This is a genomic window from Paenibacillus ottowii, from assembly GCF_050516475.1.
Taxonomy (GTDB): domain Bacteria; phylum Bacillota; class Bacilli; order Paenibacillales; family Paenibacillaceae; genus Paenibacillus; species Paenibacillus ottowii.
Map to the genome: position 1 here is coordinate 1,795,713 of NZ_CP191577.1, position 14,870 is coordinate 1,810,582.

The 14,870-nt window shown below is 46.8% G+C and carries 15 protein-coding genes; 7 read left to right on the top strand and 8 right to left on the bottom strand.

Going from position 1 to position 14,870, the window contains the following annotated elements; genetic code table 11:
• Positions 1-278: 278 nt before the first annotated feature.
• Complete coding sequence (locus tag ACQQ6X_RS08445; protein WP_305165032.1) at positions 279-2,060, bottom strand: SulP family inorganic anion transporter; 1,782 nt, start codon at positions 2,058-2,060, stop codon at positions 279-281.
• Between the two features lie 29 nt (positions 2,061-2,089).
• Positions 2,090-2,419 carry an ArsR/SmtB family transcription factor gene (locus tag ACQQ6X_RS08450; RefSeq protein WP_007431533.1) on the bottom strand — a complete coding sequence of 110 codons (330 nt, stop codon included), beginning with the start codon at positions 2,417-2,419 and terminating at the stop codon, positions 2,090-2,092.
• 542 nt (positions 2,420-2,961) lie between these two features.
• On the opposite strand from ACQQ6X_RS08450, the gene ACQQ6X_RS08455 reads away from it, so the two are divergent.
• The 3 genes from ACQQ6X_RS08455 to ACQQ6X_RS08465 all read left to right on the top strand — a co-directional run bounded on the left by ACQQ6X_RS08455 (position 2,962) and on the right by ACQQ6X_RS08465 (position 7,121).
• Positions 2,962-4,419 (top strand): RtcB family protein, encoded by a 1,458-nt coding sequence (locus ACQQ6X_RS08455; protein WP_305165035.1) that lies wholly within the window; start codon positions 2,962-2,964, stop codon positions 4,417-4,419.
• Entirely contained in the window at positions 4,419-5,702 is a 1,284-nt protein-coding gene (locus tag ACQQ6X_RS08460) for an AAA family ATPase (RefSeq protein ID WP_305165037.1), read from the top strand. Before ACQQ6X_RS08455 ends, ACQQ6X_RS08460 begins: the two co-directional genes overlap by 1 nt.
• A 258-nt stretch (positions 5,703-5,960) precedes the next feature.
• Positions 5,961-7,121 (top strand): MFS transporter, encoded by a 1,161-nt coding sequence (locus tag ACQQ6X_RS08465; RefSeq protein ID WP_305165039.1) that lies wholly within the window; start codon positions 5,961-5,963, stop codon positions 7,119-7,121.
• 85 nt (positions 7,122-7,206) lie between these two features.
• Here ACQQ6X_RS08465 and ACQQ6X_RS08470 read toward each other — a convergent pair whose 3' ends face one another.
• The 3 genes from ACQQ6X_RS08470 to ACQQ6X_RS08480 are packed head-to-tail and all read right to left on the bottom strand — an operon-like array spanning position 7,207 to position 9,535.
• Positions 7,207-7,959 carry an amino acid ABC transporter ATP-binding protein gene (locus ACQQ6X_RS08470; RefSeq protein WP_305165042.1) on the bottom strand — a complete coding sequence of 251 codons (753 nt, stop codon included), beginning with the start codon at positions 7,957-7,959 and terminating at the stop codon, positions 7,207-7,209.
• A gap of 14 nt (positions 7,960-7,973) precedes the next feature.
• Complete coding sequence (locus ACQQ6X_RS08475) at positions 7,974-8,642, bottom strand: amino acid ABC transporter permease (RefSeq protein WP_025676010.1); 669 nt, start codon at positions 8,640-8,642, stop codon at positions 7,974-7,976.
• Positions 8,643-8,683: 41 nt separating this feature from the next.
• On the bottom strand, positions 8,684-9,535 hold the full coding sequence (locus tag ACQQ6X_RS08480; RefSeq protein WP_305165048.1) for an amino acid ABC transporter substrate-binding protein: 852 nt from the start codon (positions 9,533-9,535) through the stop codon (positions 8,684-8,686).
• Positions 9,536-9,815: 280 nt separating this feature from the next.
• On the opposite strand from ACQQ6X_RS08480, the gene ACQQ6X_RS08485 reads away from it, so the two are divergent.
• On the top strand, positions 9,816-11,108 hold the full coding sequence (locus ACQQ6X_RS08485) for an MFS transporter (protein WP_305165050.1): 1,293 nt from the start codon (positions 9,816-9,818) through the stop codon (positions 11,106-11,108).
• 123 nt (positions 11,109-11,231) lie between these two features.
• Here ACQQ6X_RS08485 and ACQQ6X_RS08490 read toward each other — a convergent pair whose 3' ends face one another.
• Entirely contained in the window at positions 11,232-11,489 is a 258-nt protein-coding gene (locus ACQQ6X_RS08490; RefSeq protein WP_013372531.1) for a GlsB/YeaQ/YmgE family stress response membrane protein, read from the bottom strand.
• Between the two features lie 295 nt (positions 11,490-11,784).
• Between ACQQ6X_RS08490 and ACQQ6X_RS08495 the strand changes: the two genes are divergently transcribed.
• Together ACQQ6X_RS08495 and ACQQ6X_RS08500 are read left to right on the top strand one after the other, a co-directional pair.
• A complete protein-coding gene (locus ACQQ6X_RS08495) occupies positions 11,785-12,048 on the top strand; it encodes a YkgJ family cysteine cluster protein (RefSeq protein ID WP_197492064.1) in 264 nt (87 codons plus the stop codon).
• A gap of 38 nt (positions 12,049-12,086) precedes the next feature.
• A complete protein-coding gene (locus ACQQ6X_RS08500) occupies positions 12,087-13,043 on the top strand; it encodes an acetylxylan esterase (protein WP_305165051.1) in 957 nt (318 codons plus the stop codon).
• Positions 13,044-13,204: 161 nt separating this feature from the next.
• Here ACQQ6X_RS08500 and ACQQ6X_RS08505 read toward each other — a convergent pair whose 3' ends face one another.
• Positions 13,205-13,528, bottom strand: coding sequence for a DUF3817 domain-containing protein (locus ACQQ6X_RS08505; RefSeq protein WP_016324638.1), 324 nt, complete (start codon positions 13,526-13,528; stop codon positions 13,205-13,207).
• A 152-nt stretch (positions 13,529-13,680) separates the two neighbouring features.
• On the opposite strand from ACQQ6X_RS08505, the gene ACQQ6X_RS08510 reads away from it, so the two are divergent.
• Complete coding sequence (locus ACQQ6X_RS08510) at positions 13,681-14,685, top strand: LLM class flavin-dependent oxidoreductase (protein WP_305165052.1); 1,005 nt, start codon at positions 13,681-13,683, stop codon at positions 14,683-14,685.
• Positions 14,686-14,777: 92 nt separating this feature from the next.
• On the opposite strand, the gene ACQQ6X_RS08515 is transcribed toward ACQQ6X_RS08510, so the two are convergent.
• Positions 14,778-14,870: IS3 family transposase (locus tag ACQQ6X_RS08515; protein ID WP_305165070.1), on the bottom strand; the 93-nt coding region annotated here is incomplete at its 5' end.

Sequence of the window (14,870 nt, forward strand, 5' to 3'; positions counted from 1 at the left end):
AAGGTAGGGTAAAATACTAGAAGTGATCGAGGAGGTTAATATAACATATATTAAAATACAATTTAAAACAAAAGAATGAAACAAATGGTATCTTTTGAATCTAGTATAGTGTCATAAAAACAGATATTCAAGCATTTTTTTTGAATTTTATTCCTTTTTTTCTTGAAGGAGTGAAAAACCTCTTCTATGATCCGAAACCAAATGCAACGTGAAGACTCGCATTTATTTTCGAAAATGGAAGAGGTTTTTAGCCAATCAGCAACAAATGTAAAAGAGTGCTATCTGCCGCTATTTACAGGTATGGGAACCGAAACGGCTCCTTCTGGAAAGGAAGATTTGGTTTCCTGGGTTCTGCGACAGAGGCTCTTACATTCTCGAAAAGCCATTTGCCTGCACCCCCTGCACCGATCCTGATTCACCATTGCAAGAGCTGTTGTCAGAGCCTCCCCTGTATGTTCAAAAAAATGATTTTGCCCGATCATGTCGTAGCATCCGGTTTTCTGCAGTAGTTCCAGCGGTTGAGGCTGGAGTCCGGACACAAGCACGGTCCCACCAGACTTGCGGTATTTTTGTATTAATGCAGTAAAGTTAGCTTCTCCCGTCATATCCATAAAAGGGACCTTTCCCATACGCAACAACAAAATCTCCTGCTGATGGCCAGTCTGTCCCCCTACCCCTGAGTTTTCCAACGCCGAAGCTGCACCAAAAAAAAGGGGGCCTTCCACATTGTAAATAGCCACCTGCGGGCAATCGTGCTGCTCTGTAACCATATGTGCGCCTACTTTTTCATGCTTCACAGAAGGGTCAGGTAGCACCTTATCGACTGAAAGTGTACTGCTCATACGTTTGACAAACAATACAACTGCCAAGATCAGACCTACCTCCACAGCCGTTGTCAGCGTCGTAAAAACCGTCAGCAAAAAGGTGACGACCAGCACAATAGAATCCGCTGTCCGTGTTTTGAGGATGTGCGCAAAATGCTTGCGTTCACTCATATTCCAGGCGACTACCATCAACACCGGTGCCATACTGGCCAATGGAATGTTAGATGCATAAGGTGCAAAAAGCATCAGAATGAGGAGTACAACGACCCCATGCACAATGCCTGACATAGGAGAAACCGCGTTGTTGCGGATATTGGTGGCCGTACGGGCAATCGCCCCTGTCGCAGGAATGCCGCCAAATAGTGGTGTCAGCAAATTGGCAATCCCTTGTCCAACCAGTTCGCGATTGCTGTTATGGCGGGTACCCGTCATCCCGTCAGCTACCACCGCTGAAAGCAGCGACTCAATAGCCCCCAGCATTGCTATAACCAGCGCTGGCGGCAACAGCTTCACGATTAATTCCCACGTCATCGCAGGAATATGCAGCTCAGGCAAAGATGCCGGAATTTCGCCATAAGCAGAGCCAATCGTAGCCACTTGCCCTGGAAAAAACAAAGCTGCCACCAGCGTTGACAAGAGTAGGCCGACCAGCGAGCCAGGTATCTTGGGCCATTTTTTAGGCACCACAATAAGCCCAGCAAGACAGATGCAAGCTGTCAGGATGCTGTACACATTGAGTGAAGGAAGCCGATGGATGATCTCTGCCATCGAAGGCAGAAAGGTTTCATGTCGCTCTACCCCGCGCAAGCCGAGAAAGTTAGCAATTTGACCACTGAAGATCGTCACGGCAATCCCGGCCGTAAAGCCAATGGTTACGGGCTTGGGAATAAATTTGATCAAGGCTCCCAGCCTTAGAACACCCATTAAAATGAGTATAACACCTGCCATAAAACCGGCTATCAGTAAATTCTCATAGCCGTACTGCATGACAATAGCCAGCAAAATCGGAATAAACGCGCCTGTAGGTCCTCCAATCTGAAATTTAGACCCACCCAGCAGTGAAATCAAAATTCCCGCTATGATGGTTGTGTACAAACCATATTCCGGCTTTACCCCCGATGCAATGGCGAACGCCATACCGAGTGGGATAGCCACAATCGCCACGATGCTTCCGGAAATTAAATCCTTTCGTAAAGCCCCTGCGTTATAGCCTTCAAACCTTCCTCTCCACTTCATCCCTGTAACCCTTCTTTTCTGTAGTAGCATTACTTCTCGTTGCGTATGCCTTCCAGCAACGAGATCGCTTCGACTAAATGATTGTCAAAAATTCGCCGCGCCACCGCTAGCAGCTCCGTTAAGAGCGGATCACGTAGTGAATACACGACCGTTGTGCCTTCCTTGAAGCTGTTCACCAAATTTTTAGCCCGTAAAACAGCCAATTGCTGCGATACGGCAGAACCTTCGGAACCAAGCGCAGTCTGCAGCTCGTTCACATTCCGTTCCCCTTCACTCAGCACCTCCAAAATGCGGATGCGCAGAGGGTGAGCCAATGCTTTGAAAAAATCAGCCTTAAACTTCTGGAGATCTCCTTCCATGCTGCGCCGTCCCCCTTCACAGAATTGTTTTCATAACGATCAACAATATCTGAATATTTGAATATTCAGTACAATAACAGCTTTGGGTCAATTGAACTATGATGTTACTCACACTTCACCATGCGCATAGTCACGTTTTTCCACCCTTTTGCCTTTTGGGGTTGACAGCTTCCACAGGTTTCCATTAACATAGCAATTAACTTTAAGAAAAGGGGGCCGACAGACATGACCAAGTTTTACACGCTAATGACGATTAGTCAGCATGATCCAATCACATATTCAAAATTTCGTCTCATCGGCCCCGTTCGGGCGACATGATGGAGGTATCACGCTGTCTGGCAGCGTGATGAACCAGGCTTTTTTAATTTTGTATGCTATTGAAAGAACAGGTTATTTATGTTTTTATGATGTACTGATCATAAAATGTAATGACACTTTCGGTGCAGAAGCCGTAGACGACAAGTCTGCGGTTTTTTTGTTTTTTTAAAATCTTTCTATACGATGTTATGAATTTACATGAAGAAGGGAACTACCCATTTATTATGAATACACAATCTATGACTGACTCACTTTTTCCTGAAGGACCATACAGTCACCTGATGAAGCTTCCAGCCGGGGATCTGACGGTGTACGCTTCGCAGCAACTCTTCGCCTCACTGGATTACAAAGTGTTCGAGATGGCTAATAACAATTTACAAATTCCAGGTATCCGCTATATGGGATACACACCGGATGTACATGTAGGCGTCGGAACCTGCATCGGTACAACTGCGGTATGGGGAATGGAAGACGGCTATGTATCTCCCTCCATCGTCGGAAGCGATATTGGCTGTGGCATGCGCGTACACCTGACCAATCTGCACAAGGATGCTTTGAAGGAAATCAAGCTGCGACGCAAGCTGGTTAAGACGATCGACAAATACTTGCCGATGGAAGCCCACCAACGCGGACATTATTCGGATATACGGCTGGAGCATATTGTACGCAAGGGGCTGCATGGCTTGCCTAATAAATATATCCCGGATAGCTACACTCCTAAGAAATCTACCTCTCTGACCCACGTAGAGCACAGTAAGTTTTCCTTTGACGAGGAAGTGCTGAATCTCGTCGAAGACCGTACTTGGCACCGCGCTCATCGGCAGCTGGGCACGTTGGGCGGAGGCAATCATTTCGTTGAAATTCAGGCGATTGAAATTGCGGAAGAAAATAGAGAAGTCGCTGAAGCTTGGGGGATGTTCGATGGTCAAGTGGCCGTGATGATTCATTCGGGATCACGTGCTTGGGGTGGAGCAGTCAGCCAGGCCAGTTCATCTGCTATTGCCAAAGCGATGAGCCGTCTCGGTCTTGGCACCTCCGACCCGCGACTGGTATTCGCACCGCTGGATCATCCCGAGGCAGCACATTATGTCAATATGATGTACTCAGCGCTGAATTATGCTGTGGTGAACCGACATCTGATTGCATACTCCGTGCGAGAAGCCTTCCGCGATGTCTTTGGTACAAAGTGCGAGTTGCGCACTCTGTACGATCTGATGCACAATTATGCTTGGGATGAGTCCCATCCGGATCATGGCAGCGTGTTTGTACATCGTAAAGGTGCGACGCGCGCGCTTCCAGCAGGACACCCCGACAATCCGCGACCCTATCAGGCGACCGGGCATCCGGCGCTGATCCCTGGTTCGATGGGGACTGCCTCTTATATTATGGTAGGTTTACCGGGCGGTCAGGATAATTTTCACTCCATTTGTCATGGAGCGGGCCGTATTCGCTCACGTTCTGCGACTAAACGGCTCGTGAGTGTAGACGATTTTGCAGGCGCCCTGGGTGTAGGGACGGACGACGAAATTGTGGTTAACCAAGCCTCTCTGGAAAGTATTATCGACGAATCTCCACAAGCCTACAAAAATGTAGATGATATTATCGAAAGTGTTACCGGGGCAGGACTCGCAGCTGTTGTAGCCAAATGCAAACCGCTGGCCGCCCTGAAAGGAGCAAAATAATGTTGAGTATAGACACTCCAGCTATTTATGAATTTGACGAACGTACAGATGGACGCATTACTGGTTATGCTGCTTATGCCCGTCTGATCGACGGTATCAGTGAGGCACTTTATAACCGCTATGGCGTAAAATACGAGCTATATGCCAGCGACGATCCCAATATTGAATATTGGGATCTGCTAGAGGAGGATATTCGTTCAGGCAGCCCTGAGCTGGAGCATGTGGCACGGGTGTTCGATCGTTTGGAGGAACGCACTATCCAGTATGACGATGACGGACCGACTCCTGAATACGGTGTGCACCTTTCGATGCGTAATAATGTATTTGCCTATCCCAAGTGGGGCATCGCACTGGCACGAGTTCCCTTTTTCCGTGAGAATGGCGTATACAATGAAGATTACGTATTTGCTACAGGCGACCAGGAGCTGCAACGCTTCCTCGCAGGCGTACGCGGGCGTGAACGCAAGCAAAATATGAAGCGTGTCACCGTCTTCACCGATACAAGCCGAGGACTCTCCCGGCAGGCAGAGCCGATAACCCGTGCCATTACACGGGATGATGTGATTTTGAAAGCGGAAATCAAGCGGGATATCTTCCGATCACTTGATCAGTTTTTTGAAGCAGATCGTACCTTCTATCAGACTTATAACATCCCTTACAAGCGTGGGATTCTGCTATACGGCCATCCGGGCAACGGTAAAACAACTCTTGTGAAATCTATTGCCAGCAGTGTACCGGGTCCGGCCGCTTACTGGCAAATTACAGAATATACAACCAGCGAATCGGTCAAAGAGGTGTTTGAGGCAGCTACTCGCCTGGCGCCGATGGTGCTGGTCATTGAGGACATCGATTCTATGCCTCAGGAGGTTCGTTCCTTTTTCCTGAATACGCTCGACGGTGCTACATCCAAGGAGGGCATCTTCCTGATCGGAACGACCAATTATCCAGAAAAAATCGACCCAGGTCTGATGAACCGGGCAGGCCGCTTCGACCGGGCTTATGAAATCAGTTTGCCTGACGAAGAGCTGCGACTCGCGTATCTCAAGCTGCGTAACTTCCTTGTTTTTGCAGGTGAGACAGGTACACAGAAGGCAGCTGCGATGACGGACGGCTTCTCCCTGGCTCAGCTCGGAGAACTGTATGTCAGTACGGCGCTGGAATGGCATGAGCAAGGAAAAGCCGATATTGAGCTGATTATTAAGGGCATGCGAGGCGAGCTTGATAAAAGCCGCAAGCAGGACTGGCTAAAAAATGCCTCCGAAGGACGAGTTGGGTTCTTCTGATCCATCCTTTTATTGCCTTATTATCAAATTTATGTTACACTGATCAACAATAAAGTACCGAAAGGGTGACCTTAAGCCAATGATCTACTAATCCTATTTGCAAAGAAAAAACGTAATTTTACGAATTTTCTGGATAGGATTAGTGTAGGCTTTTGGGGATTCACAATAAGATCATTGCCTCGTTGACGGGAGCAGTGTGTCTTTTTGTTGCATGTCTGCCTCCTATCCAGAAACCAATGGATAAGGAGGTTTTTTTGTATGAAAAGAATACTCGCAATTCTCATGATCGATATATTTATTGTGATGGTCGGCGTTGGTTTGATTACCCCTATTCTGCCGGAACTAATCATTGAATTTGGTGCCAGTGGGCGGGCCATCGGTTTATTAGTAGCAGCCTATGGCATAACGCAATTCCTGCTCTCGCCCATGACTGGGCAGCTGTCTGATCGGTATGGGAGAAAAGTTTTTATCGTTGTAGGTGTTATAGTTTTTGCTGTAGCTAAATTTATGTTTGCAGTTGGAGATGAGCTGTGGATGCTGTATACCTCAAGACTTCTGGAAGGAGTGGCAGCAGCCCTCATTATTCCGCCCATGATGGCATATGTAGCTGATATCACCACAACCGAAGAACGTGCCAAAGGGAATAGTCTACTAGCGGCAGCGATGTCCTTTGGATTTGTTATTGGTCCAGGACTTGGTGGCCTTCTTGCAGCATATGGAACGAGAGTACCGCTGTATACAGCAACAGGTGCGGCTATGATTGCAGTTATTTTTTCAATCGTTTGTTTACCTGAAAGTTTATCCAAAGAACAAATGAAGGCAGCACGGGCAACAATTCATCAAAGAGAGTCTATTTTCAAACAGTATGCAAGGTCTTTAAAGTCAAAATATGCGATGTTCTTTGTCATTGTCCTGGTGATGACTTTTGGACTCGCTAACTTTGAATCCGTTCTTGGCTTATATGTAACGAACCGCTTCCAATTCTCACCGCAAAATATTTCAATCCTTCTAACCGCAGGCGCTGTGATCGGTGTCGGTATGCAGGCATTGGTTGTCGCTAAAATGATCAAGCAGTTTGGCGAAAAAAGGTTGATCAAAGGCTCGCTTCTCTTCACCTCTGCTGCTTATATTTTATTCCTCTTCGCCAAAGATTTTTGGAGCATCTTTCTTGTGACCTCCCTTATTTTCTTTGCCACAGCTACGCTTCGTCCAGCTCTTAATACACAATTGTCGAAGATGGCAGGCAATGAGCAAGGATATGTAGCTGGTATGAACAATGCCTATATGAGTGTCGGGAATATTTTAGGTCCCACTCTAGCGGGTTTTTTATTTGATGCGAATATGTTCGCTCCATTTTTAACAGGCTGTTGTATTCTTTTGATGACCTTCTTGATTACATTAAAAATGAAAGTGAAATAAAAGAGGATCACTGATGAAAAAAAGACAGCTACTGGCCTGGGGGCGTTATTTTTAACCCCCGGCTGTAGCTGCCTGTCTGTTCAGTTTATTCCGTTTCCCCACTCAGTCGATCCAGAAACTGGATAGCCCGTGGACTGGTAGGCTGCTCCAGCACCTGATATGGCGTACCCTGCTCAATGATGACGCCCTGATCCATTAAGATTACATGGTCCGCAACCTCTGCCGCAAATTTCATTTCGTGGGTGACAATAACCATCGTCATCCCTTCGGCAGCCAATTGCTTCATGACCTTGAGCACCTCACCTACCAATTCGGGATCAAGAGCAGAGGTGGGCTCGTCGAACAAAAGCACCTCGGGTTCAACCGCCATTGCCCGGGCAATACCGACCCGTTGCTGCTGTCCTCCCGACAATTGATGTGGATAGGATTCGGCTTTATCAGCCAAACCTACCTTCTTCAGCAGCTCCAATGCCCGTTTGCGCGCCTCGTCCTTGCTCTTTTTCTGAACCGTGACTTGCCCCTCCATCACATTTTGTACGGCAGTCATATGCGGAAATAGGTTGTAGGATTGGAATACCATCCCTGTCCGCTTACGCAGCGCCAAAATGTTTTCTTGCCGAAGCTTCGTTCCTTTCGCAAAATTCAGGGCAATATCACCTACCTGAATTTCTCCCTGGTCGGGAACCTCCAGCAAATTCAAGCAGCGTAAAAGCGTTGTTTTACCCGAACCGGAAGGACCGATAATCACAAGCACTTTCCCTTTATCCAAGGTCACGTCAATCCCCTTAAGCACTTCCAGCGAGCCGAACGACTTGTGTATATTCCGAATTTGGATCACCGGTACTATCTCCTTTATCTAACGGAAAAACGGCTTAGGCGCTTTTCCAAATAATTTTGCAGCACAGTCAATATCGTGCTAAACAGCAGGTAAATAACTCCAGCCTCGGTATACACTAATAACGGTTCGTAGGTGGTAGCTACAATCTGATTAGCCGTTCTGAACATTTCCACATAGGTGATGGTGGCAGCCAGTGAGGTATCCTTTACCAAGCTGATAAATGAATTGGCCAGCGGAGGTACGGACACTCGGGAAGCTTGAGGAAGCACGATCCGCCGCAGCACTTGCCAGCGTGTCATCCCCAAGGAATATCCCGCCTCCCATTGCCCCTCCTGAATGGAAATAATAGCCGCACGCATAATTTCAGAGCTGTAGGCCCCTACGCTAAGCGTAAAGCCGATCACTGAGGCAATAAACGGGTCTAGTGTGATACCAACAGAAGGTAAACCGTAGAAAATAATATACAATTGCACCAGCAAAGGAGTTCCTCGAATCACCCATACATAAAAGCCGAAAATCAGCTTGAGTATTCTCCATTTGGACAACCGGGCAAGTGCAGTAATCAGCGCCAGCACCAGTCCCAGAGCAAATGAGATCAGGGTGAGCGGAATCGTAAAAGAAACCCCTGCTTTTAGCAGAGGCAATAATGAATCCATAATAATTTGTATTTGGCGATCATCCATTGTACAGACATCCTTTAAAAAGAAGGTTTGGTCTTCATTTATTATTTGGAAACGTCGGCTCCGAAATATTTCTCGGAAATTTTCAAGTACGTACCGTCAGCCTTCATATCAGCCAACGCTTTGTTGACTGCCTTGATCAAATCTTCGCTGCCTTTATTAAATACAGCTGCACTGTGTGACGCATCCGCAGATTCGTCCACCTTTTTGATCGGAGCATCAGGCTTTTGCTTTTTCAGATCGAGATAGGATAATCCGTCGTTGACGGTCGCATCTACCCGTTTGGAAGTGAGAAGATCAATAGCTTGGTTAAAGCCTTCGGTTGCTACAATTTCCGCCCCGTTGCTTTTCGCGATTTGAGTCAGGTTGCTGGTCAGGGATTGTCCTGCCTTTTTACCTTTCAGATCAGCAAATTTGTGGATGTCGGTATTATCTTCACTCACGATCAGAACCGCCTTGGAGACGATGTACGGATCGGAGAAATCATATTTTTGCTTACGCTCATCTGTAATGGACACTTCATTGAATACCGTGTCAAACCGCTTGGAGTTCAAGCCTGCAAAAATGCCGTCCCATTGTGTCTCGATAAATTCCGGTTGCACACCCAGACGCTTACTTACTTCAGTTGCAATATCAACGTCAAAACCTGTCAGTTTTCCAGCAGCATCATGGTACGTAAACGGAGCATAGGTACCTTCCGTACCGATTCTAAGCTTGCCACTCGCTTTGACAGATTCAAGAGTTGCCGCAGCAGTTGTATCTGCTTTTCCATTATTAGAACCGTTCTCTCCCGTAGATGCATTGTTCGTACTAGCGCCTTTATCATTGTTGCCGCAAGCCGAAACCAGCAATGCCATTACGAGAAGTACAATCGGTAAAAAATTAAGTTTTCTCATGTTATCCACACTCTTTCCCTTTTCTTGATAACCTAGCGCAGGCTGGTCATTGAATAGTACATCATTCATTTTCACACGTCAATGCTTTTATCCAATAATCCCTATCCAAAAGGTTTGTTATATTATTTTTATCATGCAATACGATTCTAGGTTGACTCAATCCTAGGTAGGCTATTCATTTTTCGCTCTCCTCGCAGTAACTTTTTGTGTACCATTACATAAGAGATTTCGTATAATAGGTTTTAATATGCAGATTAGAAATATTTACCGGAGTGTGATCATGGATACCCAAAATTCAACTTTATCCCCCGAAGGAAGGCACTCAGCCTGGGCTACCTTTACTTCACCTTTAAAGCAGTCCAAAGCGTTTACCCTCTTGTGGCTTGGACATTGGATTGCTATGTTAGGGAGCTCCGTCACGACAGTCATTTTGCCACTGGTTATCTATTCTCTGACAGGCTCGACCACCATCATGGGACTGGCGATGACGGTTTATATGCTGCCAAACGTACTTATTCTTCCTTTCGCAGGAATGATTGTGGACCGAATTGACCGGATTCGTCTCCTTTTGTTCACGAATATCGCCCGCTTTGGTCTGATGTTCGTTGCAGCTGTGCTGATGTTTACGGACGGAATGAAATTGCCGTATCTATTCATAGGCCTTGCGTTGTACGGATTGATGGATGGTATCTTTAATCCGGCTTATTCGGCCTTACGTGCACAGATTTTCACGCCGGACATCCGCAATGCTGCCAATGCGCTAAGTCAAATCAGTATACAAGCCGTTCGTTTACTCGGTCCTCCGTTAGGAGGCTTTATTGTATCCTTTTCCTCCACAGGTGTCGGCTTTGGACTGGATTCTATCGCTTATCTGGTATCCTTCTCCTGTTTTTGGATGCTAAGTGCTCATTTGGCCTCCGTCATTGGCAAACGTCAATCCGATTCAGAACAGGAGGATCAGGGCGGACAACATTTTCTCAAGGATTTTATTGCAGGCTTTGCTATTCTCAAAAGCCATCCTTGGCTATGGATTACGATTCTTGCCTTTTCCTTCATTAATATTTGTTATTCCGGCATTATCGCTGTACTCATTCCGTGGCTGTTCAAGGTTCATCATGGCTATAATCCAGTCGTATATGGCACGGCAATGGCAAGTAGTGGTATTGGTGCCATGCTGGGCGCCTTTGTGTATGGATCACGCAAGCATTGGAAGCACCGCGGCCTGCTCGCTTACTTAGGAGCTTTTGTCAGTGGTCTTGCCTTGCTGCTGTTGTCTATAGTCACCTGGATGCCTGGATTGATTCTAAGCATGATGCTCGAAGGATTTGGCATTATGATCTTTGCGATTATCTGGGAGACAAGCCTGCAGGAATTAGTTCCTGCTGAATCCTTTGGACGTGTAGCCAGTCTGGATCTGATGTTCTCCTTTGCACTGCTTCCTGTTGGCTATCTGGCCGTAGGTGCCGTGGCGGACAAGCTTGGTGGGATCCTTACCATTGCCATGTTTGCAACCATTGGCATGTGTATCGTATTGGGAGTTCTAATTGTTCCTCATATCAGGCGTTTTCAATAGGAAACTATGTAAACTCTTCGCAAAAAAAGCTGCTCCCACAGGTCATTTGTGAACCTTGTGGAAGCAGCTTTCTCCATTTTGCCTGCACCCCATAGGGGCAAGTCTATTCACTGATTCGTAAAGTTAGCCTCTGCTCCGTCCAACCGAACGGAAGATCAAGCTTACAATTACGACCAGCACAATCGCACCAATTAGTGCAGGAACGATGTAGAACGATCCGATTTCAGGACCCCAGTCTCCCAGAATCAAGCTACCCAACCATCCACCGATAAAACCAGCGATGATGTTACCAATCACACCACCCGGAACATCACGACCTGCGATAATTCCTGCCAACCAACCAATAATACCACCAACAATCAATGCCCATAACCAACTCATTTTGCGTCACCTCGTTTTAGTTTTTATCGTTGTGTTCTATTATTAACCACTCGAACTCCTTTTGAACACACAGAGACCAAATGGTTAATATTCCCACTCAATGGAACGCTGATTTGGGGGCTCGATACCATCCTACGTTCCTCCCAGACTATTTATGCTCTTTGTATGGAAAGTGTGTCTCCTATCCGTTTTATCCTTGTATTCCTGCTTTTTTTGTGCCATCCTCACATTATGGCTTCATTCAAGTCACTTCATGCATAAGTTAAAAAAATACAGATTAGAAGGAGTGACCCCATTGGAGTGTCGAGTAGGATGTGCTGCGTGTTGCATTGCCATTACGATTTCTTCCCCTATTCCCGGCATGCCAGATGGAAAACCCGCCGGTGTTCCTTGCCCTCAGCTCACGCCCGATTACCGTTGCCAATTATTTGGCAAACCTGAGCGGCCCGCCGTATGCAGTGGCTTTCATGCTGATGAAGATACATGCGGAAACACTAATGAACAAGCATTTGAACTGCTGAGAGAGCTGGAGAAGTCCACTTTACCGAGTGAAGCATAAGTCGAACTCCATTCTATATGTAAGGAGAATTTTTGATTATGAATGTTATTGAAAAAAGAATTGCCGAATTGAAGCAGTATGATCCCGATCTTACCACCCCTAAAGATATGGATTTATTCTGGGACAAAACACTGGAAGAAGTTCACGCCAAACCTGTACGTGCGTTCAAAACGCCCATAGAAACACCATATCCTCATATGACGGCCTATCGGGTTACTTTTGAGGGGGTCGATGATACGCCTCTGCATGCCTGGTATGTCCGCCCCCGATTTGCTGGAGATCAAAAGCTGCCGTGCATCGTTCTATTCCATGGCTACACAGGCGGAAAAGGCTATCCTGAAGATTATTCATCCTGGCTAATGCTGGGCTTTGCTGTATTGGCGGTAGATGTCCGTGGTCAGGGAGGAGAAACGGGAGATCATCAGAATGATCCTCACGGGACGGTTAAAGGTTGGGTCACAAAAGGAATATTGGACAAGGATACCTGCTACTACAAAACGATTACAACCGATGCCCTTAGAGCTGTAGATTGGGCGGCGGAGCAGTCCGATGTCGACTCGGCTAAAATCGCCATTAGCGGCGCGAGCCAGGGCGGTGGGCTTGCATTAGTGGTGGCTGCGCTCAGCGATAAAGCTGCAACTACAGTAGCAGACATTCCCAATATGTGTCATATGGATTTTGGTATGATGAATTCTACCAGTTCACTGACCGAAGCTGCTGAATTCGCAAACCGCTTCCCTGAGCATTTGGAGCAGGTACTACATACATTAAGTTATTTTGACGTGATGAATCTGGCTCATCGCATTCGTATCCCGGTCATGGTATCTGTAGGGCTGAAGGATACGGTGTGCATGCCAGAGACGATTTTTGCCGCTTATAACCGCATTGAATCACCCAAAACGATTGAAGTTTATCCGTTCACCGGACATTGGGTTGAAGGTTTCCACAGACGCAAGACGGCTGAATTTTTAGTTCAAACCCTAGCATTACATTGAGTTGACGGTTTCCTCCGGTTTCGGTGCATAAAAAAAGAAAGAACACCACGCATCCATCTGCGCAATGTTCTTTCTACTGCATCGGAGCAAGTCCCGCTTCCACAGACAGGAGACAAAAGACAAGCTCCTATGGCACTCACAACAAAACACCTCTACCAGGTTTACGATGCAGTTCGCTGTTCTGCTGCCGAATCCCCTGTCCATTTTCGCACCCAAACAAAATCCATAATCATTAGACCAAACGGAATGAAGGAGGCAAACATAATAAAAAGAGGTCTTCGTATCGACCAATGCAATGCGGTTTTTCCATAGATCAAAGCAACGAGGAGCAACAGAAAGCTCACCCGGTATATGTTACCAATCACCATAACCGCCTGGGTCATGCCCGCAGCTTGCAGCGGCTGGTGGGTGAATAGTATCGCCAAATACGCTATAGCTTGAATCCAGAGCATGAGCCGTACACGCCCCAAAGGTGTTCTTAACACAAATTCAATCCCCTCTCCATGAGCAGGGATGTTCTCTCATCCCTTATGCATCTTTTATTATAACGAAAAGATGCCCAAACTCCAACCTATCCATTTTGAATTTTGACCTAATGAGTTGTGTTTGATAAAGTTGTGTAAGAGGTGATTGCAAAATGCTTAAACTGGGTATACTGGACCAGTCTCATATTCCTGAAGGCGGTACCGCTCAAGATGCATTATCTAATACAACCCATTTAGCACGTGAAGCTGATCAACTGGGGTACAGCCGTTATTGGGTATCCGAGCATCATGCGTCCAAGACACTAGCGCACTCCAGCCCCGAGGTGCTGATCGCGCATTTGGCTGCTCATACATCGCGCATTCGTGTGGGTTCAGGCGGGATTATGCTTCCACACTATAGCGCATATAAAGTAGCTGAAAATTTCCGCTTGCTGGAAGCGCTCCACCCTGGACGTATTGACTTGGGAATAGGGCGTGCTCCAGGCGGCTTGCCACTGGCTACCCGCGCTTTGCAGGAAGGGAAATACCAAGCTGTCGAACAATATCCACAGCAGATTTTAGATTTAATTGACTACTTCCATGATTCGGTGCCTGACAATCATCGGTTTGCCGGTCTTCACGCCTCCCCGATGATATCGACCGTTCCTGAGTTATGGTTGCTTGGCTCCAGCGGGGAGAGTGCCAGATTGGCCGCGATGATGGGCGCCTCCTATGCCTTTGCCCAATTTTTTGGTACTCCGGGCGGCGTAGAAGCTACTGCGCGTTATCACGAGCAATTCATGCCTTCGATCTTAGGAGATAAGCCCCGCTCCATGGCAGCAGTTACAGTAGCCTGCGCTGAAACCGAAGAGGAAGCTGAACAGTTGGCGTCCAGTGCTAGTTTGTATTTCCTTTTACTCATGCAGGGTAAAGAAATGAATTCTCTTCCGTCGGTGGAAACAGCCCTGTCCTATCCATATACGGAATTTGATCGTGAGCGGCTGCGTCAGTCCGCAGCATGGCGTGTCGTGGGTACACCTGAACAGTGTAAGGAACAGCTGCTGAGACTGGCTGAGCAGTATCTTACTGATGAGTTACTGATCGTTTCATCGATTCATGACTTTGATAAACGTGTTCAGTCCTACCGGCTGCTGGCCAAAGCTTTTAATTTGGTATAAACATACGGTTGAACTAAGGCTAATTTTCAGAAACATTAAAACCCCCGCCTGCCTATAATGAATTGACCCCAAAAAGTTAGACACAGACAGACTTAGGCTGCTACAGAGGACTGAATGCGGTATTCTACCGGCGACAGTCCTCTGAGCTTTTGTTTGGTTCTTCGATAGTTGTAGTAGTGAATATA

Excerpts from the sequence above, each read along its gene's own strand:
- ACQQ6X_RS08465 (WP_305165039.1), top strand. The coding sequence starts at position 5,961 with ATGAAAAGAATACTCGCAATTCTCATGATCGATATATTTATTGTGATG.
- ACQQ6X_RS08460 (WP_305165037.1), top strand. The coding sequence starts at position 4,419 with ATGTTGAGTATAGACACTCCAGCTATTTATGAATTTGACGAACGTACA.
- ACQQ6X_RS08480 (WP_305165048.1), bottom strand. The coding sequence starts at position 9,535 with ATGAGAAAACTTAATTTTTTACCGATTGTACTTCTCGTAATGGCATTG.
- ACQQ6X_RS08500 (WP_305165051.1), top strand. The coding sequence starts at position 12,087 with ATGAATGTTATTGAAAAAAGAATTGCCGAATTGAAGCAGTATGATCCC.
- ACQQ6X_RS08485 (WP_305165050.1), top strand. The coding sequence starts at position 9,816 with ATGGATACCCAAAATTCAACTTTATCCCCCGAAGGAAGGCACTCAGCC.
- ACQQ6X_RS08475 (WP_025676010.1), bottom strand. The coding sequence starts at position 8,642 with ATGGATGATCGCCAAATACAAATTATTATGGATTCATTATTGCCTCTG.
- ACQQ6X_RS08510 (WP_305165052.1), top strand. The coding sequence starts at position 13,681 with ATGCTTAAACTGGGTATACTGGACCAGTCTCATATTCCTGAAGGCGGT.
- ACQQ6X_RS08490 (WP_013372531.1), bottom strand. The coding sequence starts at position 11,489 with ATGAGTTGGTTATGGGCATTGATTGTTGGTGGTATTATTGGTTGGTTG.
- ACQQ6X_RS08445 (WP_305165032.1), bottom strand. The coding sequence starts at position 2,060 with ATGAAGTGGAGAGGAAGGTTTGAAGGCTATAACGCAGGGGCTTTACGA.
- ACQQ6X_RS08455 (WP_305165035.1), top strand. The coding sequence starts at position 2,962 with ATGAATACACAATCTATGACTGACTCACTTTTTCCTGAAGGACCATAC.
- ACQQ6X_RS08450 (WP_007431533.1), bottom strand. The coding sequence starts at position 2,419 with ATGGAAGGAGATCTCCAGAAGTTTAAGGCTGATTTTTTCAAAGCATTG.